Origin of the sequence: Aquimarina sp. 2-A2 (assembly GCF_045505135.1) — a bacterium.
In the GTDB taxonomy this organism is placed as follows: domain Bacteria; phylum Bacteroidota; class Bacteroidia; order Flavobacteriales; family Flavobacteriaceae; genus Aquimarina; species Aquimarina intermedia.
The window spans coordinates 48,303-69,588 of record NZ_JBJKFI010000007.1; the positions used below are offsets into that span (position 1 = coordinate 48,303).

General features: G+C 37.4%; 12 protein-coding genes. 5 read left to right on the forward strand and 7 right to left on the reverse strand.

Annotated features, from left to right (window positions below; all coding sequences use genetic code 11):
• Positions 1-6: 6 nt before the first annotated feature.
• On the forward strand, positions 7-666 hold the full coding sequence (gene rpe, locus ACJRPK_RS15150) for a ribulose-phosphate 3-epimerase (RefSeq protein ID WP_407141197.1): 660 nt from the start codon (positions 7-9) through the stop codon (positions 664-666).
• Positions 666-1,640: a YpdA family putative bacillithiol disulfide reductase gene (locus ACJRPK_RS15155; protein ID WP_407141199.1), complete on the forward strand. Its 975-nt coding sequence runs from the start codon at positions 666-668 to the stop codon at positions 1,638-1,640. Before rpe ends, ACJRPK_RS15155 begins: the two co-directional genes overlap by 1 nt.
• Positions 1,641-1,695: 55 nt before the next feature.
• Here ACJRPK_RS15155 and ACJRPK_RS15160 read toward each other — a convergent pair whose 3' ends face one another.
• The 7 genes from ACJRPK_RS15160 to ACJRPK_RS15190 all read right to left on the reverse strand — a co-directional run bounded on the left by ACJRPK_RS15160 (position 1,696) and on the right by ACJRPK_RS15190 (position 14,376).
• A complete protein-coding gene (locus ACJRPK_RS15160; protein ID WP_407141200.1) occupies positions 1,696-2,406 on the reverse strand; it encodes a Bax inhibitor-1 family protein in 711 nt (236 codons plus the stop codon).
• Positions 2,407-2,464: 58 nt separating this feature from the next.
• Positions 2,465-3,331, reverse strand: coding sequence for a zinc-dependent peptidase (locus tag ACJRPK_RS15165; protein WP_407141201.1), 867 nt, complete (start codon positions 3,329-3,331; stop codon positions 2,465-2,467).
• A gap of 147 nt (positions 3,332-3,478) precedes the next feature.
• Positions 3,479-9,484 carry an Ig-like domain-containing protein gene (locus ACJRPK_RS15170; protein ID WP_407141203.1) on the reverse strand — a complete coding sequence of 2,002 codons (6,006 nt, stop codon included), beginning with the start codon at positions 9,482-9,484 and terminating at the stop codon, positions 3,479-3,481.
• Between the two features lie 197 nt (positions 9,485-9,681).
• Positions 9,682-10,770, reverse strand: a complete 1,089-nt coding sequence (locus ACJRPK_RS15175) for an acyltransferase family protein (RefSeq protein ID WP_407141205.1) — start codon at positions 10,768-10,770, stop codon at positions 9,682-9,684.
• 6 nt (positions 10,771-10,776) lie between these two features.
• Positions 10,777-12,609, reverse strand: a complete 1,833-nt coding sequence (locus tag ACJRPK_RS15180; RefSeq protein WP_407141206.1) for a sodium:solute symporter family protein — start codon at positions 12,607-12,609, stop codon at positions 10,777-10,779.
• A 4-nt stretch (positions 12,610-12,613) separates the two neighbouring features.
• Positions 12,614-13,342, reverse strand: a complete 729-nt coding sequence (locus ACJRPK_RS15185; protein ID WP_407141208.1) for a LytR/AlgR family response regulator transcription factor — start codon at positions 13,340-13,342, stop codon at positions 12,614-12,616.
• A complete protein-coding gene (locus ACJRPK_RS15190; RefSeq protein ID WP_407141210.1) occupies positions 13,342-14,376 on the reverse strand; it encodes a sensor histidine kinase in 1,035 nt (344 codons plus the stop codon). Before ACJRPK_RS15190 ends, ACJRPK_RS15185 begins: the two co-directional genes overlap by 1 nt.
• A 227-nt stretch (positions 14,377-14,603) precedes the next feature.
• Here ACJRPK_RS15190 and ACJRPK_RS15195 point away from each other — a divergent pair, with 227 nt between their 5' ends.
• Genes ACJRPK_RS15195 through nagB form a run of 3 tightly spaced genes read left to right on the forward strand, consistent with a single transcriptional unit; the run spans position 14,604 to position 21,235 of the window.
• Positions 14,604-17,609: a carboxypeptidase-like regulatory domain-containing protein gene (locus ACJRPK_RS15195; protein WP_407141212.1), complete on the forward strand. Its 3,006-nt coding sequence runs from the start codon at positions 14,604-14,606 to the stop codon at positions 17,607-17,609.
• Positions 17,610-17,652: 43 nt separating this feature from the next.
• Complete coding sequence (locus ACJRPK_RS15200) at positions 17,653-19,266, forward strand: SusD/RagB family nutrient-binding outer membrane lipoprotein (RefSeq protein WP_407141213.1); 1,614 nt, start codon at positions 17,653-17,655, stop codon at positions 19,264-19,266.
• Positions 19,267-19,318: 52 nt separating this feature from the next.
• Positions 19,319-21,235 carry a glucosamine-6-phosphate deaminase gene (gene nagB, locus ACJRPK_RS15205; RefSeq protein ID WP_407141215.1) on the forward strand — a complete coding sequence of 639 codons (1,917 nt, stop codon included), beginning with the start codon at positions 19,319-19,321 and terminating at the stop codon, positions 21,233-21,235.
• The last annotated feature ends 51 nt before the right edge of the window (positions 21,236-21,286 follow it).

Consider the following 21,286-nt stretch of genomic DNA (forward strand, 5'->3'; position numbering starts at 1 on the left):
ACACACATGGATTCAAAATTAATTGCCCCTTCAGTTCTTGCAGCGGACTTTGCTAACTTACAACGAGACGTAGAAATGATCAATGAGAGTGAAGCTGACTGGTTTCATATTGATATAATGGATGGTGTATTTGTGCCAAACATATCCTTTGGAATGCCTGTTTTACGTGATATTGTAAAACATGCTAAGAAAACTATTGACGTTCATTTGATGATTGTTGATCCGGATCGTTATATCAAAACTTTTGCTGACCTGGGAAGTGATATTCTAACTGTGCATTATGAAGCTTGTACACATCTGCATCGTACATTGCAAGCGATCAAAGCCGAAGGGATGAAAGCTGGCGTCGCGATCAACCCTCATACAAATGTAAGCTTGCTGGAAGATACAATTAAAGATATTGATCTGGTATGCATCATGAGCGTTAATCCAGGATTTGGCGGACAATCTTTTATAGAAAATACCTATAAGAAGGTTAAACAATTAAAAGAGATTATTACGAAAAATAATGCGGCTACAAGGATTGAAATTGATGGAGGTGTGACTGATAAAAATGCTAAAAAACTCATAGATGCCGGAGCTGATGTACTGGTGGCCGGTAGTTTTGTTTTTAAAAGTGATGATCCAAAACAAACCATCCGCAATTTAAAAAATAGTATTCTATAATGACTGATGAGACGCCTCATGATATCATTATAGTTGGAGGTGGCCCTATTGGTATCGCCTGTGCTTTGGAAGCACAAAAACACGGAATGAGCTATTTGATCCTGGAAAAAGGCCCCATTGTCAATTCCTTATTCAATTACCCAATTAATATGCAGTTTTTCTCCTCTTCAGAAAAATTGGAGATTGGGAGTGTACCCTTTATTAGCAAAGAAGCTAAACCAAAAAGGGATGAAGCTCTGGAGTACTATAGAAGGATTGTTACTTCTAATGATTTAAACATCCATCTTTTTGAAGAGGTTGAACATGTTCAAAAAAAAGCAACATTATTTCAAGTAAAAACTAGCAAAGCTGCTTACCAAGCTAAAAATATTATTGTTGCCACAGGTTTTTATGATATTCCTAATTCAATGAACGTTCCCGGAGAGGAATTGCCAAAAGTTACGCATTACTATAAAGATCCGCATTTTTATGCCAAGCAAAAAGTTGCGGTTATTGGTGCCAGTAATTCCTCGGTGGATGCAGCTCTAGAATGTTATCGTAAAGGAGCAGATGTTACCATGATTATACGAGGAAGTGGTATTGGAGAGCGCGTTAAATACTGGGTAAAGCCTGATATTGAGAATAGAATTAAAGAAGGTAGTATCAAAGCATTCTACAATGCCGAGGTAGTTGAGATCACTCTTGATTCAATATCATTTAAAATTGGTGATACATTGCATTCATTAGAAAATGACTATGTGCTGGCACTTACAGGCTATAAACCCAATTTTGAATTTCTGAAGCGCATCGGTATACAACTTTCAGATGATGAGAAGCTGCATCCTGTCTATAATGAGGACACCATGGAATCTAATGTTGAGAATTTATACCTGGCAGGTGTAATTTGTGGTGGTATGGATACGCATTTGTGGTTTATTGAAAACTCCAGAATTCATGCCGATCTTATCATTCAAGATATACTCAAAAAGATATAAATGATAAAGGCGCAAACATAAGTTTGCGCCTTTGTTTTTTCTACATACCGTAATACTAATCACCACTAAGACGAGTTAGAATACTCAAAATATACCAAAATAATAACATGAGTGAAGCGAACAGCCCCAAAGAGGCACCTACATACTGATCTTCAGTATAACGGTTCATCATATTCGAAGTTTGATATAAAATTGATCCCGAGGCTAAAACCACCATACCAACACTAAACCATAATCCTAAATTAAAACCGAATATCATCCCCGCCACGATAAGACCAATCGCTATAAAAAAACCAATGGTTAAAATAGATTTCAGAAAAGAAAAATCCTTTTTAGTTAATAATACAATCGCAGACAGACCGGTAAAAAGAGATAAAGTTAAAATTGCCGCTTGGTTGAGGATTGCTCCTCCTCCATTCTCTGCAACCATCATTGCAATAAATATCAACGGAATGAAAATAAAAGCTTCAGCGACTACATACACTAATAAAGCTAAATACTGATGTCCTTTATTATGACTCTGAATAGCCATTTTTTCAGCATAGGTAGTGACTAACATGAATCCACCTAGTAACAATAACCAAGACCAACCTTGCGTTAATGATAAAGCAAATTCTCTGATCACAGGAATCTGAAGAAATGCAGATTCAACGATTATAAAAAGCAGAACTGCCATTGCCAAATGTGTATATGTCTTCTTATAAAACGCAACGCGTCTATCTTCTGTCAATGCACTTATTGGCACTATTTGTTTATATTCTTCCATAAAAAATTAAAAATTTATTAGTGTAGTAAAGATACGATTATGTGTAGAATCGAATCTATTATTTGTCAAAATATCTAAAATTAAGCATGCGCATAACGTAAGCGTAAATTTCAGGAAAATGTTCTTTAAGCCTGTTCGGTGTTTCCATAAAAACCTCAACCAAAACCGCTATAAACTCAAATTTATTGGTGAAAGCATAGGGTCTCAATACTTGAGATTTGACAATCATAGTTCGTATTTTTTCAGAAGATAAATACGCTTCCAATTCTAAGAAGGTATCATAAAACAACTCCGAGTTTATATCACTATTCCTAATCGCATTATAATGGATAACATGAGTGAGTTCGTGGATACCCAAATGAATTCCGTTATGTTTATCCGAACGACTTTTTTCAAATTGATTCCACGACATAACCAGTGCTTTAGAATGCGGGTTGAATTCACCATAGTTTTCGGTTCGGTTTAAAACCGAATAAAAAGAGTCGGGATACAAAATAATAGTTTGTAGATGCTCTAGCATATAATTACGCATTCCAAAAGTCATTTGTACTGCCAACATTGCAATTTGCATACGAATATAGCTGGTAATAGCAAGTCCGTCACGCTCTACAAAGGTGGTTTTCTCCAAAAAATTAGCAACTCTATGCTCAAAATAACGTTTCTTTCTGTCGCTCAAAATTCGATAGATATCATGCGCTTCAAGCAGTGCTTTTTCTTTGCTTGGTAATTTTTTAATCTTGAAGTAAAAATGTGTATAAAAAGGTTGCTTGTAATATTTTACATAAACGGTTTCTAGGTACCTCAGGACATAATATATACAAATAGAAACAATTAGAACCGTAACGAACACTCCCAAAATCGGTGCTATAGGTGTATTCGTTTCTTCTTTTTGCTGATCTATTATTTGAACTAAAAATAAAGTCAATGGGGTGTATTTATCTTACAAAATACAGTTTTTATTCTGAATACTATTAATAATTTGTAAAGCTTACTAAAAATCTATTGTCAAAAATCCGTAATAAAAAAGGGGCGCTAGTATCAGCACCCCTCATTCCTTTAAAAACAATAAAACTTACTGTTTGATAAACTTACCCTGAATCTTCTGATTTCCAGAAGAGATCGTATAAAAATATAATCCCATTTTAAGAATTGAAACATCAAATGCATGCTGTAAGCTACCGGTTTGAGTCCTTACTTCATTCATAACGCTAATACCATTTAGTGTAAAAGCCTGAAATCTAAAGTCCGCATTAGAAGACATTCCCTTAAGACTCAAATACAACATGTTATCCTTGATAGGATTAGGAAATATACTAGCTTCAATTTTTTGATTGAGAACTATACTACCCTGGCGAAGTAGTGGGCTACTGTCTAAACCGTCAAGGTAGGCTCTATGAGGGTTAGAAAATCCGAATCCGCTTGCCTTATCCCAATTGATAGACCAAGTCATCAATCCTCTGAAATTGGCATAACCTGATGGGTTACGTAATGTATATCTGCCTCCAAAAGACTGTCCCTTGATAATGTAATCCAAGGCTTTATGTACTTCTGCTGGTGTTGTGTATCCACTTCCCGCAGCAGACCCTGTGGCCGGTAATCCAATGGCAACCTGATCAGGTCTTAATGCCGGGAACTGTTGACCTCCAGCTACAGGAAACCCTTGTAATAGCATGTCTGCCATAGCAACATGAAAATCAGCATTTGCCGAACTATAGCACAATCCGTCTAATCCTAACATACAACCTGTATTATAATGTTGTACATGAATGTAATCCATGTCATTTCGTAATGCATAAATGATAGGAAGATAAGCACCTGCAGGGCCACCATAAGAACTAAAACCACCTTGAACAAATAAGGTTTCTGGTGCCATAGAAAGCACAAAATCAGAACCAAATTGAGATAATATCGTTCTAAAAGCACTGATCAGGTTTACGACCTTAGGAGATGTAGGGTTTTTAAAATCAGTATCGCCTCCGACAAGAGAAATAGACTGTCCTTCAAAATCTATATCCATGCCATCAAAACCATATTCTCTTATAATATTAATCATCGAGGTACTAAATGCTTGAGCATCAGCTGGTGTATTAACACCTACAACACCTGTCTCACCTCCCATAGAAATTAATACTTTTTTACCTTTACTCTGTAAACGTGCTACATCATTCTTAAATTCTTGCACACTCGAATAAATAGCAGGATCTGGTGTAAAAGTCATTGTTGAGCCTACAAGAACAGTCGGTACCGCAAAAGCAATGTTAACCACATCCCACTTATCAGAAACCTCACTTAGTTTCATCGGGCCGGCAGGATTAATAAAGTTATGCCAGTATCCTACTAACAACCTTTTAGGAAGATCTCCTCCTGGATTTGGCGGATTGGTTGATCCTACTGAGATATTGACAGTTATGGACTCTCCAATTGCATTATCATCATCGATAGCTTTGGCAATTAATGAATAACTACCAGATGAAGCATTATTCCAAGTAAAACTGTAAGGACTGTTTGTATCTTCTCCTATTTTAGTTCCATTTCTATAAAACTCTACTTTAGTAACATTTCCATCACTATCTGAGGCAGAAGCATTGATAGTAATCGAACTTCCAACAGTAAAAGACTGTCCGTTTACAGGTTGTGTTATAGAAACGGTAGGAGCTTGATTTCCTCCAGGAGGATTTCCGCCGCTACAATCACCAAGCTCTTTCCATGCATCAGGCCAAGCCCATCCATTTGGATCACCAGGAGCATAAGGACCACCAACAGTACACCATCCTCCTACAATACATTCGTATTCTTTACCAAAGTTTTGAACTTTATCACCAGTGTTATATGGAGATCCATCTACATACTGCTGGGCATTACAACCGCTGCCACCAGTGTCATTTTGAACAGTAATATTAATTACTGCCGAAGTAGTGTTCGCATTATCATCATCGGTCGCAATTGCTGTTAAACTGTGACTACCTACTGTTGAAGTCCAATTTGTTGAATAAGGAGCAGAAGTGTCCTCGCTGATCATGTTGCCGTCAACATAAAACACAACTTTGCTTATGCTCCCGTCTGTATCATTGGCATTTGCGGTAATCGCAACATTTTGTCCTATAGTAAAGGATGCATCATTACCAGGTCCGGTTATTGAAACTGTTGGAGGCTGATTAGTTGTGTCTCCATTTACTGAAATCGAAACCAGAGTGGAAGTTGTTACTGCACCAGCATTATCTGTTGCTCTTGCTGTGATTGCATGATTACCTGAAGTTGCTATCCAGTTTGCTGAATAAGGCGAAGCAATATCCTCACTAATCATATTTCCATCTATGTAAAAAGCAACTTTGGTCACATTCCCATCACTATCTGAAGCATTCGCACTGATACTTACCGTATTTCCGGCCGTAAAGGTAGCTCCGTCCGCCGGAGAAATTACAGCTACCTGTGGAACCACATTTTCTGGACCACAAGGACTACCTGCCACTTGATTTATGGCAGTAAGTAACGAGGTAACCTGACTACCGGTATCGTGAGATAACTCCCACATCATGATACCTCCTCCTCTTTGCTGTGCTAATTCAGTTTTTGCCTTTATTGTAGGAATTCCATTATAGTGAACACCCTGATGCACATCACTGTTTGGATCTGCACCTTCAGCAATTAGTGTAGCATAACTTTTCCAGGAAGGTCTTCCATAGAACGGAACCCCTAATACAGCTTTTGATTTTGGCAATCCTCTACCTAACCAATAATTTAAAGAACTCTCAGCATAACTGTATGGTGAATGACTTGCACCATCTCCCCCATCATATGCCATAAGATTTAAAAAATCTACGTCGTTAAAGACACCGCTCAGAATTCCATTTCCTGCCCATCCTTGTGCCACTACAGCAGCTGTCAATAATTTTCCTCGACTATGTAAGGCTTGTGCGAGTTCGCGCATCAATAATTCATAATTTTGTGGCTCACTACCATTATCGGGATACTCCCAATCCATATCAACGCCATCGAGATTATATTCGTTCACAAAACTGATCATATTGTTTACAAATGCAGTTCTTGTTGAAGCATTAGATGCCAATTGTACAAAACGCGTATCCACTCCGCCCCCATCACCAAGCTCCCATCCACCGACAGCGATCAATACTTTTACTCCTTGAGCATGTCCTAAAGAAACTATTTGACGCAATTTTCCGGCATTTGCCAAAGGTTCCAAACTACCATCACCTCTTGGAATTGCAAACGCATAATTAATATGTGTTAATTTATCATATTGAATGTTATTTGCATCTCCTTGCCAGCTGGGGCTATATCCGACCACTTTGAAACCATCACCTTGGCAACCACTGCCGCCATCAGAGGTAACTGTGACAGTTACAGCTGTGGAGGTGGTAGATTTATTATCATTATCTGTTGCTTTGGCTGTAATCGTATGATTTCCTAAAGTTGCAGTCCAATTCATGGTATACGGAGCAGAAGTGTCTTGCCCAATCATACTACCATCGACATAAAATTCTACCTTAGCAACAGAACCATCTGTATCTGAAGCATTGGCACTAATAGATATAGTAGTCCCCTGAACAAAAGATTGACCAACAGATGGAGATGTAATTGAAACTTGTGGTGCTCCGTTTGGAGGATTTCCTCCACCATCGCATGCTCCCAGATCTTCCCATTCTGAGCTACCTACAGGATTTTGATTGGTCCACCACTTTGCTTTGTATTCGCGACCATCAAGGGATACTACATCGCCGCCGTTATAAGCCTGTCCTGACACCCAGACCGGTGCAGTACATGATCCGGTCGGGGGGTTACCACTTCCATCACATGGTCCAAGATCTTCCCACTCAGAACCCCCAGGAGTTTGTTGTGTCCACCATTTGGCTTTATATTCATGACCTTGATAAGATACTATTTGTCCTCCGGTATATGCCTGACCCGAGACCCAGGCTGGTGCTGTACAGGACCCGCCTCCGGTAACGGTTATTGAAACCGAAGAAGACCCTTCTCCATTTTCATTATCAAACGTTTTAACAGTGATAGTATAGCTTCCTGCTGGTACATTGATCCAATCATAATTATAAGGTGCAGCCGAATCTTCACCCAACATTGTATTACCATTATAAAATTCAACACGGCTTATAGTACCATCTGTGTCTGATGCATTTGCCGAAATCGCAATATTGGAACCAGCTGTAAATGTGGCACCCTCAGCTGGGCTTGTAATTGAAACTGTGGGTAACTCGTTACCACCGATCCCTGTAACCGATACATTTACAGTCGAAGTGGCACTAGCACCTTCATTATCATAAGCTTTGGCTATAATCGTATAACTACCTGCGGGTATATTTGCCCAATTATACGAATATGGCGCATTTAAATCCTCTCCCAATAAAGCAAATCCATTATAAAATTCAACACGTGCTACGCTAATATTATCACTTGCATTTGCAGTAATACTGATATTTGCTCCGGCAGTAAATGTTGCTCCTTGCGCAGGAGAAGTAATTGAAACTGTAGGTGGTGGATTACCGGTACCCCCTGAAGCAAATACTTCATTCATTTTATTAACTAATGGTGATTTTACATTGGACCATCTCTTTAACTTTGGCCCAAAGGATTGAGAGGATCCACTAAATTCAAGATCACCAAACACCGTCCAAACTATTGTCCCTGCAAGATTATTAGTATTGATAAATTTAGCTTTTTCAGCTATAGACTCTTCATCATCATAACTTAAAAAGAAATTTCCTTTGGTCATATAAGGCACTTTTGCCTGATTATCCCATTGCCTTGTCCAACCACTGCCTGAACCTGTTTTTTGTTTTATAAAAAAATGATTCGGTGTACCATCATAAGCTGTCCAATTTGTATAATCGGCACAGGTACTTACGGGTCCATCAGGTTGTATAGTTACATTTCTTTTAACGGTGGGCGCATTTAGAGCTGCTGCTCCATCCGTTACCACTCCTCTCCCATAAAATGGAGCACCAAAATTAATTTTATTAGCAGGTACTCCCATGCCTTTCATCTTATTCAATAACGTTTGCCAATTAAAATCAGGAGCTTCTGCACCATCATAAGGATATACTGGTGCATTATGCCCGGCAATGTTCGACCAACCTCCATTAAAATCATAGGTCATCATATTAAAATAATCCATAGTGGTCGCTAATTTTGACCAATTGAATCCTTCTATCTTTTTGTAATCAGCAGCCATTGCCTCTGTAATCAATTTATTCGGACCTATGGCATTTCTAATTTCTTGTACTAAATTTTCAAAATTTGCATAATCGGCATTGGTTCCTGTGAAGTTCATACCTGGGAAAGGTCCTGGATACTCCCAATCTAAATCGATTCCATCAAAACCTATATCAATCAGTCTTTTACAATCTGCTATAAACCTTGCTCTTTTTACTGGGTCTGCTGCCATTTCAGGAAAATGTTTACACATACTCCATCCACCAATAGATGCCATTACTTTAACTCCTTGTTGATGTGCCAATTCTAGCAATCCCGGAGCACCACCTTCTTTGTGTAATGGTAAAGGTAAAGTACCGCTCAATCCCAAACCAGGGTGCGTCCAGGCATTTCCTCCTACAGTGACCTGAAAACCTTGAGCTTCTGCTCGTTGTTTAACGGCTTCACTTATGTACTGAATAGATTCCGTTTCTCCGAACAAAATATGCCAATCCCAACTATCAGTTAAAATTGTATGAATAAGATCGTTGGGCTGTTGTACAGCACCTGGTTCGTAGATTTGCTTATTGCGATGATCCCCGCTATGTAAAGAACCATCTACGGCTACTCCAAAAAAGGAAAAATTTAAGATTGAATATTTAGAATAATCAATATTTAAATGAGTCAATGCTCCTGCAGAAGGTACTCCTGCACTAGCACTTTTCCAGGCATCCCAATTGGTAATATATCCAATAACTTGTTTATTATGATTGGAAGTAGTTGCACTACCTCCTGTACTCACTTGAGCAACTAACGAGGAGGTAATAATCATACATATAACAACACAGAGTTGTCTGAGTTGAATTTGGTAATGCTTCCACTTGTAAAAAGCGGAGGGGGTTAAGGTTTTCATGATTTTTGTGTTTAAGTTAAACTTGATATATAATTATTATATAAAAGTTGGTTCTTCCTAAAAGTAAAGAGAAGCATTAAACACCAAAAATTAATTCGCTGAACGACGATAAACCACTGATTTTTGACCTGAAAATGAAGATGACGTGTAGATTATAGGAGAAAACACCAACTCTAAATTATCACTAGCTACTTCAATCAAACTTTAAAGAAGAGCTTCTTTCTAAAAAAGAAAAAAGCCAAAAGTGTATAAAATGAAACGACTACGAGTGCATAAAATAATGAAGCTAGCGTTCGATCTATGAAACTGTACATAAATAAATTCTCAAAAAGCCAACTATGTACGGAAACCTCGTTTTTGACCTTAATCAGATAAAATGCTTTTGTAATTAAACTGGAGGTGAAGTATATAAAAATAGCATTAGCTCCAACATATTTGACAATGGCACCAAAATCTCGTTTTTCCTGATCCATAAAATGGTAGAATATAGCCAATAACAATGTACTATAACCTGCAGTCACCAATACAAAACTACTTGTCCATAATGCCTTATTGATAGGAAAAACAATACTCCATATATAGCCGACTAAAAGTAGTACACTACCTATACCACTCAATAAAAAAAACTTTCGATTATTTTTACTGACAAGAATCTCTCCTATAAAAACGCCAAGTAAAGCCGACACAAGAGAAGGCAATGTACTCAAGATACCTTCGGGGTCATAATCCGGTTTCCATAAGTGGCCTTTCAACAGAGTTTGATCCAAATAGTTAACCCAATTATTCGGCGCACGATTTAGCGTGGGTAAGCTTCCATCTGGCAAAGGCACGTAAACCATCCACAACCAGTAGCCCAACAAAATAGTTGCTGCGAGACTAATTAATTGTATTCTTGTGCAGTTGAGATAGGCTATTGATACAATACAAAATACTAGACCGATACGTTGTAGCACTCCGGGTAAACGTAATCCTCCAAAATTAAAAAAGGGGATGTATGGTGTAAAGGCATTAATTATCAGTCCGAGTGCTATTATTTTAAAACTTCGGATTAAAATCTTTTTATAAGTAGCTCCTTCTGCAACTTTACTTTTATAAACCAAAGAAATTGAAATGCCCACGATGAATATAAAAAAAGGAAAAACAAAATCAGCCAGACTCAATCCATGCCAGGGAGCATGTAGTAAAATTTTATATGCATAAGACCAATCCCCGGGAGTATTGACCAATATCATTGTCATGATCGTAAGCCCTCTCAAGAAATCTACAGACTGAATTCTTTGTCTCATTTCTGATTAGGTTACCAGCCGCTTACCTGTGCTTTTCCAAACCAGTATTAATAAAACCCCGGCAGTTAAAGCAATTATCGTAGTAACACTTGCTGTAAGATACTGCCCATATATCCAGTTCCCTGTAGCAAACATGCAACTATACACCAATATACAGCCTAGGATCATAGCAAGGATCCCCGAAGGAACAAACCAAGATTCGTTGGACTTAACGATCTCAATATTTTCTTCTTTTGCTCGTTGCAATACGGTCTTCCACCCGGGACCCCCTGGTTGTATTCTTCTATAAAAATCAAAAAGTTTTGAATCATCATCAGGACTTGTTAAATAGGTAACCACGATCCAAATAATGGTCGTTAAAAGAACCACAAATGGAAATTCAAACCAGTCTGGAAAAATCCCCGGAGTTACTACGTCATTATCTAGTCCCCCGAAGAGATATCGATTCACAGCGGTAGTACTAATTACTATAGAGATCATTCCCGAGGCGAACATCGCAGAAATTTCACTCCATGCATTAATTCGCCACCAAAACCATCGCAAAATAAAAATGAGTCCTGTTCCTGCACCAAACATTAAAATATATTTGAAAATCTGAACTGCATTTGTTAGCGCTAAAGCAATCAATGTACTAACTACCATCAAAAAAATAGTTGCTATCCTTCCTACCGCCACCAATCTTTTTTCGGAAGCCTCTTTATTTACAAATTCTTTATACACATCGTTAACCAGATAGGATGCTCCCCAGTTTAGATGAGTAGAAATGGTAGACATGTACGCAGCCACTAACGAAGCTGCAACAAGACCTATCAGTCCGGAAGGTAACCTAGTAAGCATTGCCGGGTACGCAAGATCATGTCCTAACTTATCATCGGTAATTCCGGGAAAAGCTTCTTTTAAACTTGCCAAATCAGGAAAAACGACTAATGATGCTAAAGCTACAATAATCCATGGCCAAGGTCTCAACGCATAATGCATAATATTAAAAAAGAAGGTGGCTCCAATGGCATGATTTTCATTTTTTGCGGCTAACATACGCTGTGCAATATAACCTCCTCCACCAGGTTCAGCACCTGGATACCAAGAACTCCACCATTGTACAGCCAATGGAATTATAAATAAGGTAATCAATGCTTTTTTATCACTCCAACTTGGAATCAGCGCCAGCTTATCTTTAATTGCCGGATTGGAAATTAAATTACTCATTCCTCCCACCTCCGGAAGATTAACACAATAATAGGCAGCACCAATGGCTCCGGCCATCGCTACAAAAAATAATAAAAAATCAGAATATACTACCCCTTTAAAACCACCCACTGCGCTAAAAATTAAGGTTATTACCCCGGCATATCCAACAGTTTCCAAAGCAGATAACCCTAACATCACCTGACCAATTTTAATCGCTGCCAAGGTCACTCCAGACATGGCAAGAATATTAAAAATAAATCCTAAATACACTGAACGAAATATGCGTAAAAAACGTGCTGATTTGCCAGAATAGCGGAGCTCGTAAAACTCCATATCAGTTTTGACGTTGGAACGCCTCCATAATCGGGCATAAATAAAAACTGTAAGCAAGCCTGTGAGTAAAAATGCCCACCAAACCCAATTACCCGAAACTCCATTTTGACGTACAATATCGGTAACGAGATTTGGAGTATCCGTAGAAAATGTAGTTGCTACCATAGAGAATCCAAGTAACCACCAAGGCATATTACGACCAGATAAAAAATACTCGGTAGTATTCTTTCCAGACCTTCTGGATACGACTAACCCTATGATCAAAGTAGTTAAAAAAAAGGTTGCAATGATGCAATAATCGAGTGTTGATAAAACCATAGTATTATTCGTTTAATAAATTTCCTTTATTTTTAATGATTCGTTGTTTTGCGTGCATGACATAGTTTCTACCCAGAGGAATTCGTTTAGTCCCTATCTCAATTAAGTTTCCTTCTATAGATTTCACCTTATCTATAGCAATTGCGTAGGACTTATGAACTCTTATAAAATTTTCATCCGGTAACTCATCGCTTATACTGGACAGACTTTTATGGGAAACATAGGTGCCTTCAGTCGTACTTACCCGTATATAATCTTTTAGACTTTCGATATAAAGTATATCATGCAGAAAAATTTTGACCAGTTTCTTATCTACTTTTAAGAAAATATGCGGTGACTGCTCAAAATCAAGGGCCGTGTGTAGTTTATTTTCTATGATGAGTCTATTAGTAAGTTTATTGATCGCTTTGAGAAATCTACTAAATGGAAACGGCTTTACCAGATAATCCAAAACTTCTAATTCGTAACTCTCTATTGCGTATTCTTTATAAGCGGTTGTGATAATAATCTGGGGATACTTTGGGATGCATTTTAAGAACTCAAGTCCATTCATCCGCGGCATATTAATGTCCAAAAAAATAACGTCTACTTTACCTTCTTCAATGATAGAGAGCGCCTCTAAAGGTGTTCTGTAAGCTCCAACTATTTCAATATTCTTAAACTCATCAATAAATGATTCAATCACCTCTATCGCCAATGGTTCATCATCTATAATAATAGCTTTAATATGCATTATATTGGTATTTTAAGGATAACTTTAAATTCATGTTCAGTAGTATGTATGTTTAAATTATAATCTGAACCATATAGTAATTGTAATCTTCTTTCTACATTTTTAATTCCGATACCATTATTTAAATTTAAACTATCACAAGGAGCACATGTATTTATCACTTCAAAATGTAATACTTCTTGTGTAATTGTAAAATTCAAAGACATCTTCATTTTCCCAGTTTTTGATGGCCCATGTTTAAAAGCATTTTCTACAAAAGGAAGAAATAGCAAGGGCACTACCGCTACCTCATCGATATTGCCATTAATTTCAACCTTAGATGTAACATAATCCCCAAATCTAACCTTTTCTAGTTCTATATAATTATCGATATGATCAATTTCTTTGAGTAATGGAATTCTTTTTTTACTGGTTTCGTATAGCACGTATTTCATAATGTCCGAGAGCTTGAGAACTACATAGGGGGCTTTTTCTGATTTTTTGAGCGTAAGTGCATATAAATTATTTAAGGTATTAAAAAAGAAATGCGGTTGAATTTGGGCTCTTAAAAAATTGAGTTCCGTTTGAAACTGAAGTTCTCTTAAATCGGTATTTGCATCTTGCTCCTTTATAAAATCCACTGTAAATTTTATTGCAGTGGTAAGTCCCAGTACGTATAATTCCCCAATGGTTACCGCTAAAATATGATTTAGACCAAAAGGTGCCAGACGTCCCTCCACTTCCGGCCAGATATCTTCGGTTACCAACCATAAATTTAATCCTGATCTTATAATATAATGCAAAGCTAAACTCAGAAATATCCATAGAAAATACAAGGTGTACTTTTTCTTCAGAATTAAACGAGGAACTAGATAATACACATTGATATATACCAATATAATATGAAGCGGAAACTCAACTAAATTGGACTTAAAAGAATACATAAAATCTCCAAAATAACTTCCCCAACGCATTACGTTAAAAGCAAAGTATATCACCCAAAAATAAAAATGATAGCGTCTCTTTATCGTTCTTTTAACTCCGTTTCTTTGCATCTAAAAAGTTTTAAAAACATACAGATAATATAATTTTTAACAAAAAATTTTGAAAAATGTAAGACTATTTGAGAGATTACACAAGAAAAATAAAAATGGACCCACCTTTAAAAAACAGTTATCTTTTAATCCTAGTTATTGGTTGTATAAAAGGTGTCGTTGGTCTAAAAAAAAATATTAGCTGCATTATTTAATTTACTTTGAGGTCGATTCTAATACATATACCAATGAAATACTATTTATTTCGTATAGCAATTATACTTATACTTTTACCATATATAGGAACTGCACAAGAAAAAATATCGGTTGCAGGGACGGTAATCGCAGCAATAAATCAATCCCCTTTACCTGGGGTCAATATTACTATCAAAGGCTCCAAACAAGGAGTTCAGACCGACTTTGATGGGAACTATATGATTCAAGCACTTCCCAACGATGTTTTAATTTTTTCATATATCGGAATGTCTTCGCAAGAAGTGGCTGTAAACAATAGAAATCAAATTAATATCCAACTGCAAGAGGACGCACAGCAATTGGATGATGTAGTCATCACAGCACTCGGAATCAAAAAAAGCAGAAAATCCCTTACCTATGCTGCTCAGGATATTAGCGCAGAAGAACTTGTACGAGTTAAAGATGCCAATCCTATAAACAGTCTCGCGGGCAAGGTTTCGGGAGTTGTTATTAATAGGAGTGCTTCTGGAGTCGGTGGATCAGTTAAAGTAACCCTGCGTGGGAATACATCCACTCGAAACAATCAACCATTGTATGTTGTCGATGGAATCCCTTTACTCAACAACTCCTCAATACAACCAACCGACACCTTTGGAGATGTCGACAATGCAGGAAACCGTGATGGCGGAGACGCACTTTCACTTATAAATCCAGATGATATAGAAAGTATAACTGTTCTCAAAGGAGCATCGGCCTCTGTATTATATGGAAGTCAGGGTTCCAACGGAGTCATACTAATAACAACAAAAAAAGGGAAATCAGGATATTTTAAGACTTCTTTCTCCTCAAGTCTAACTGTTGACGAAGCCGCTTATATTGTAGATTTTGATTCTCAAGGGGAGCAAAGTATTGATGACTTTTATACTACCGGAACAACAGCAATTAATTCGATATCTATATCTGGCGGCACAGAAAATGCACAAACATACTTTTCGTATGCAAATACCTTTGTTACGGGAGTAATTCCAACACACGAGATAAAGCGTCACACTATAAACGTACGGGAAACAGCAAAACTATTTGACGCCAAAATGACTATGGATGCAAGCGTTTTATTGTCGACTCAGGACATCCTCAATAAACCTGTATCAGGTTTCTATTTTAATCCGCTAGTAGGAGTCTATGGCTTTAACGCAGAGAATGAATCTCTTAATGATTACGAAGATTTTGAAGTCTTTGATCCATCACGTAATTTAATGACGCAACGCTGGTATCAGGATACAAGTGACATTGAACAAAACCCATATTGGATTTTGTATCGTAATGCCAGTGAAGATATAAACCAAAAAGTATTAGCCTCTCTATCTCTTAACTATAAATTCAACACTTGGTTATCATTACAAGCCCGAGGTAGTTACGATCAGAATTTTTATAAGTTTCAACGTAAAGCGTATGCGACAACTAACGCTACTCTAGCTGCCACCAGAGGAAGATATGTTTATAATGATGTTGAAGACACTCAGTTATATGGAGACTTGATTCTTACCATCGATAAGAACATATCAGATTCATTTAACCTCACAGCAAATGTTGGTACCAGCATTCGCAAATCTGATTTGGGTAAATCCATTTTTTTAGATAGTGGGGTTAGTGGTAATCTTAAAGTGCCCAATGTATTTGTGCTCTCCAATTTTGAAGTTGGTGTGGAAGGCAGTAATCCTATTCTAAATGAAACTCAAGCCGCCCGAACTGAAGTGCAATCCCTTTTTGCAAGTACAACCTTAGGTTATAAAGAAATGTTGTATCTGGATCTTACCGCACGTAACGATTGGTCCTCAACGGTAGCAGACTCTTTTTTCTATCCATCGGTCGGTGTTACGGGGATCCTTACAGAACTTTTTGAAATGCCAGCATTTATTGATTATGGTAAAATTCGAGCATCGTATGCAGAGGTTGGAAATGGTGTACAGAGCTATGCCAATAATCCTCAAAGCATAATAGGTACCGGACAGGAACTCATTGTACGTCCTACAACTTTTCCTTTTGACGAATTGAAACCTGAAATACAAACATCTATAGAAATTGGAACAGAGTGGAAATTTTTAAATGATCGATTTGGGTTCGACATAGGTTTATACAAGACTAATACAAAAGATCAATATATGACTGTTCCCAGTGGAGGAGCTCCGACGTTAAATGGCGAAGATGCTCAGTTTTTTGCTATCAATGCAGGTGATTTTGAAAACAAAGGAGTTGAAGCTTCCTTTTTTATTAAACCCATACAAACTGAAACTATAACATGGGAGTCTTTCTTCAATTTTGCCACTAATAAAAACACCATTAAAAAACTTGATGATCGTCTGCCGTCTGACAATATCCCCCTTACCCCAATAAGTGTAAACTCTTATGCTTTGTTCATTAGAGAAGGAGGATCCTTTGGTGATATTTATGGTCGCAAGTTGAAAAAGAATGAACAAGGTTTACCAATTCGAAGTGGCGGTAATTTTAGTCTAGCCGATCCTTCAGAAAATACAATAGCAGGTTTTGATTACTTAGGAAATGCAAATCCTGATTTTAATTTAGGGTGGAGTAATACCATACGATATAAAAATATCACACTCGACTTTTTGATTGATGGCCGGTTTGGAGGAGAAGTAATGAGTTTGACACAAGCACAAGCAGATTTAAACGGAACAACTAAGAGAACAGGTACTATAAATATTTTTGACGAAGACTTAAATCAAGTGGTTTCTATTGAAGCTAAAGATTATTACAGAAGTATCGGAGGGCGTAACGGTTTCTCTAGTGAATATATATATGATGCTACTAACATCAGATTAGCCGAACTCTCACTAGGCTATAAGTTTAAACTAAAAGACACTAGCTTTTTCCGTTCTATCAATGCATCATTCATCGCAAGAAATCTATTCTTTTTTCACAAAGACGCTCCATACGATCCGAATGTCTCATTAAGTACAGCAGATGGTCTTCAGGGTGTAGATATTTACGGATCACCTGCGACGAGAAGTTTTGGTTTAAATCTTGGCCTAACCTTTTAAGCAACTATGTATCAACTACATTATAACATTAAAATTAGTAAAAATGAAAACTCTACTATATAACTTTTACATAGCTTCCTTCCTACTCGTATCTATTGTATCATGTACAGATGATTTTGAGGATGTTAATACCAATCCGTTCGGAGTGTCTCAAAAACAAAGTGAGGCAGACTTCTCCAATCTAAAAGCACCTTTTAAAAATATATTTTTAAATATTTATCGCTATACTCCGACATGGCATACACAGTTACAACATAACTTAAATGCTGATACTTTTTGTGGTTATATGACACCTCCACGACCTTTTGCAGGGGGAGCAAATACAACCAATTATGCATTTATTGATTTCTGGGATCAATGGGCTTGGGATATTCCTTTTTCTGAAAAAGGAGTGATGCAAAATTTTAACGATATCAAAAAACTTACAGAAGACCGATTTCCAACCATATATGCCGTTGCACAAATACTACGCGTAGAAACCATGCATCGAGTGACAGATGTTTATGGCCCAATTGTGTATTCTCGATATGGGGATCTTAGTGTATCTAATGCAGTATTTGACTCTCAAGAACAAGTATATGATCTATTTTTTGAAGAGTTGGACGCTGCAATCATACAGCTTGTTTCAGATAAAAACAATGGTCAACTTGCAAATTTTGATTTTGCTTATAGTGGCAATGTCAGTAACTGGATACGATTTGCAAACACGCTACGCCTTCGCCTTGCTATGAGAATAGTGAATGTAAATCCACAAAAAGCCAAGTTAGAAGGTGAAAAATCTATTAATCATCCTGAAGGCTTATTACTCTTAAATTCTCAAAATTTTATCGTTAATGGTGGAGCTATTCATCCTTTGACTGTTTTTAATTCGAGCTGGAATGATACGCGCATGAATGCCTCTATGGAATCATTTCTTGTAGGATACAATGATCCGAGAGGGGGCATTTTATTTCAAAATTCTGAGGTTACTCCGGGAGAACTTAAAGGTATACGGTCCGGCATGCCATTATTAAATCAATACAGCGATGAGATAAGTCAAAAAGAAGATTATACTCCATTTTCAAAATTAGGAAAAATGTTTGATGCGGATGAGAATCCTACCACTTCGATAACCCTAATGACTGCAGCCGAAGCTTATTTTCTTCAGGCTGAAGCAGCACTTAGAGGCTGGAGTGGAGCCGGTGATGCTCAAAGCAACTACGAAACCGGAATACAAATCTCGTTTGGACAAGTTAACGCTCCCAATAGTACCGAATATATATTGGATAACATATCAACACCATCAGATTACATTGATCCAGTGAATCCTGAACACAATATCAATAAACAAACCTCGCTCACTGTAGCGTGGAATGCAGGAGATGATCAAGAAACTAAATTAGAAAAAATAATAACTCAAAAATGGATCGCAATTTTTCCAGATGGCCAAGAAGCATGGAGCGAATTTCGTCGTACGGGTTATCCCAAAATTTTTCCCGTAGTTGTTAATAATAGTAATGGAACCGTTGATACTAATATTCAAGTGAGGCGTCTACCCTTTCCGGCAAGTCAAAGAACTGCAAATCCAATCGGAGTTGAACAAGCAAAAGGATTGCTAAAAGGACCAGATGGTGGGGGGACGAGATTATGGTGGGATGTTGAAGGCGGTAATTTCTAAAAAAAACTATTTCCAATTTTGACCTTAAAAAACAACCTATAAAAACAAGTATATGGTTCAAGAGATTGAATATAAACAAGTTGGTAAATTTGAAGAAACCAAATTTGAGAAAATACATAATGAAATTTTCTCAAGCTCTCTGCACGCTTCAAAACTAGTAGCCCATGAGATCGCTAAACTTATAAAACAAAAGCAACAAGAAGGATTACATTGTGTGTTGGGATTAGCCACAGGATCTTCTCCTATTAAAGTGTACGAAGAATTGGTAAATATGCACCGCTCCGGTGAACTTAGCTTCCATAACGTAATCACTTTTAATTTGGATGAATATTACCCAATTGATCGTGATCATCAACAGAGCTACTATCATTTTATGCATCAGCATTTGTTCAATCATGTGGATATTATGCCCGAAAACATTCATATTCCCGACGGTAGTATTTTATTAGAAGAAATGGATCAGTATTGTATTGATTATGAATTGAAGATAAAAAAATATGGAGGGCTGGATTTTCAATTATTAGGTATCGGTCGAACGGGTCATATCGGATTTAATGAACCGGGTTCACATCCAAATTCCGGAACACGGGTCATAACATTAGATCATATAACACGAAGTGATGCAGCATCCGATTTTAATGGCATTGAACATGTTCCTAAAAAAGCAATTACTATGGGCATCAATACCATTTTGAAAGCCAAACGTATTATTCTTCTTGCTTGGGGACATAAAAAAGCACCCATGATAAAAGATACGATTGAAGGTACTGTATCTTCAAGCGTTCCTGCTACATTTTTGCAAAATCATCAAAATATCACATTAATTTTGGATGATGAAGCAGCCTCAGAGTTAACAAGGATTAAAACACCCTGGCTTGTAGGTCAATGTATCTGGACTGAAAAACTTAGATTAAGGGCAGTTACCTGGTTAAGTGAATTATTAAATAAACCAATCTTAAAACTTACCGATAAGGACTACAATGAGCACGGGATGTCTGGATTACTAGCCATCGAGGGTTCATCCTATGAACTTAATATCAAGATATTTAACCATCTGCAGCACACTATCACCGGCTGGCCGGGTGGAAAACCAAATGCCGATGATACCCATAGACCAGAACGTGCACTACCTAAAAAGAAAAGAGTCCTTATTTTTAGTCCGCATCCTGATGACGATGTAATCTCCATGGGCGGTACATTCTTACGATTAATTGATCAAGGACATGATGTTCATGTAGTATATCAAACCTCGGGTAACATTGCCGTAACGGATCAAGAGGCCTTAAAGTTTGCTGAAGTTTTTAATGCCTTTACTAATAGCCCAAATTCTTCAAAATTTCAAGAAACTATCTCGTTTTTGAAGTCAAAAAAAACGAGCGATCGTGATTCGGATGCTATCCTAAAGATAAAGGGCTTGATACGTCGTATGGAATCCTTGGGAGCTATTCGTCATCTGGGTTTAAGCGATGACAAAGTTCACTTTCTGGATTTGCCTTTTTATGAGACCGGAAGAGTAAAGAAAAAACCACTATCCCGCGAGGATATTACGCTTACCAAAAATATTATTGAAAAAATTGCACCACATCAATTGTACGCTGCAGGAGATCTGGCCGATCCGCATGGTACACATAAAATATGCCTTGATGCAATTTTTGCTGCTTTAAAAGATCTTAAGTCGTCAACATTTATGGATGACTGCTGGGTTTGGCTCTATCGCGGCGCATGGCAAGAATGGGATGTTTCAGAAATAGATATGGCTGTTCCCTTGAGCCCCGATGAGGTAACCAAAAAAACAAACGCTATTCTTCATCATCAATCACAAAAAGATCGAGTGATGTTTCAGGGAGAAGACTCAAGAGAATTTTGGCTAAGAGCCAGAGAACGGAATAAGAACACGGCCATATTATATGATGCCCTAGGCCTTGCAGATTATGAGGCTATTGAAGCGTTTAAAAGATATATTTATTAGCCAATCAATATATTGTGTGTTTGCCAAAATAATCCCTTCTTTTTTGGAGAA

Excerpts from the sequence above, each read along its gene's own strand:
- ACJRPK_RS15200 (WP_407141213.1), top strand. The coding sequence starts at position 17,653 with ATGAAAACTCTACTATATAACTTTTACATAGCTTCCTTCCTACTCGTA.
- nagB (WP_407141215.1), top strand. The coding sequence starts at position 19,319 with ATGGTTCAAGAGATTGAATATAAACAAGTTGGTAAATTTGAAGAAACC.
- ACJRPK_RS15185 (WP_407141208.1), bottom strand. The coding sequence starts at position 13,342 with ATGCATATTAAAGCTATTATTATAGATGATGAACCATTGGCGATAGAG.
- ACJRPK_RS15195 (WP_407141212.1), top strand. The coding sequence starts at position 14,604 with ATGAAATACTATTTATTTCGTATAGCAATTATACTTATACTTTTACCA.
- ACJRPK_RS15170 (WP_407141203.1), bottom strand. The coding sequence starts at position 9,484 with ATGAAAACCTTAACCCCCTCCGCTTTTTACAAGTGGAAGCATTACCAA.
- ACJRPK_RS15155 (WP_407141199.1), top strand. The coding sequence starts at position 666 with ATGACTGATGAGACGCCTCATGATATCATTATAGTTGGAGGTGGCCCT.
- ACJRPK_RS15175 (WP_407141205.1), bottom strand. The coding sequence starts at position 10,770 with ATGAGACAAAGAATTCAGTCTGTAGATTTCTTGAGAGGGCTTACGATC.
- ACJRPK_RS15160 (WP_407141200.1), bottom strand. The coding sequence starts at position 2,406 with ATGGAAGAATATAAACAAATAGTGCCAATAAGTGCATTGACAGAAGAT.
- ACJRPK_RS15180 (WP_407141206.1), bottom strand. The coding sequence starts at position 12,609 with ATGGTTTTATCAACACTCGATTATTGCATCATTGCAACCTTTTTTTTA.
- rpe (WP_407141197.1), top strand. The coding sequence starts at position 7 with ATGGATTCAAAATTAATTGCCCCTTCAGTTCTTGCAGCGGACTTTGCT.
- ACJRPK_RS15190 (WP_407141210.1), bottom strand. The coding sequence starts at position 14,376 with ATGCAAAGAAACGGAGTTAAAAGAACGATAAAGAGACGCTATCATTTT.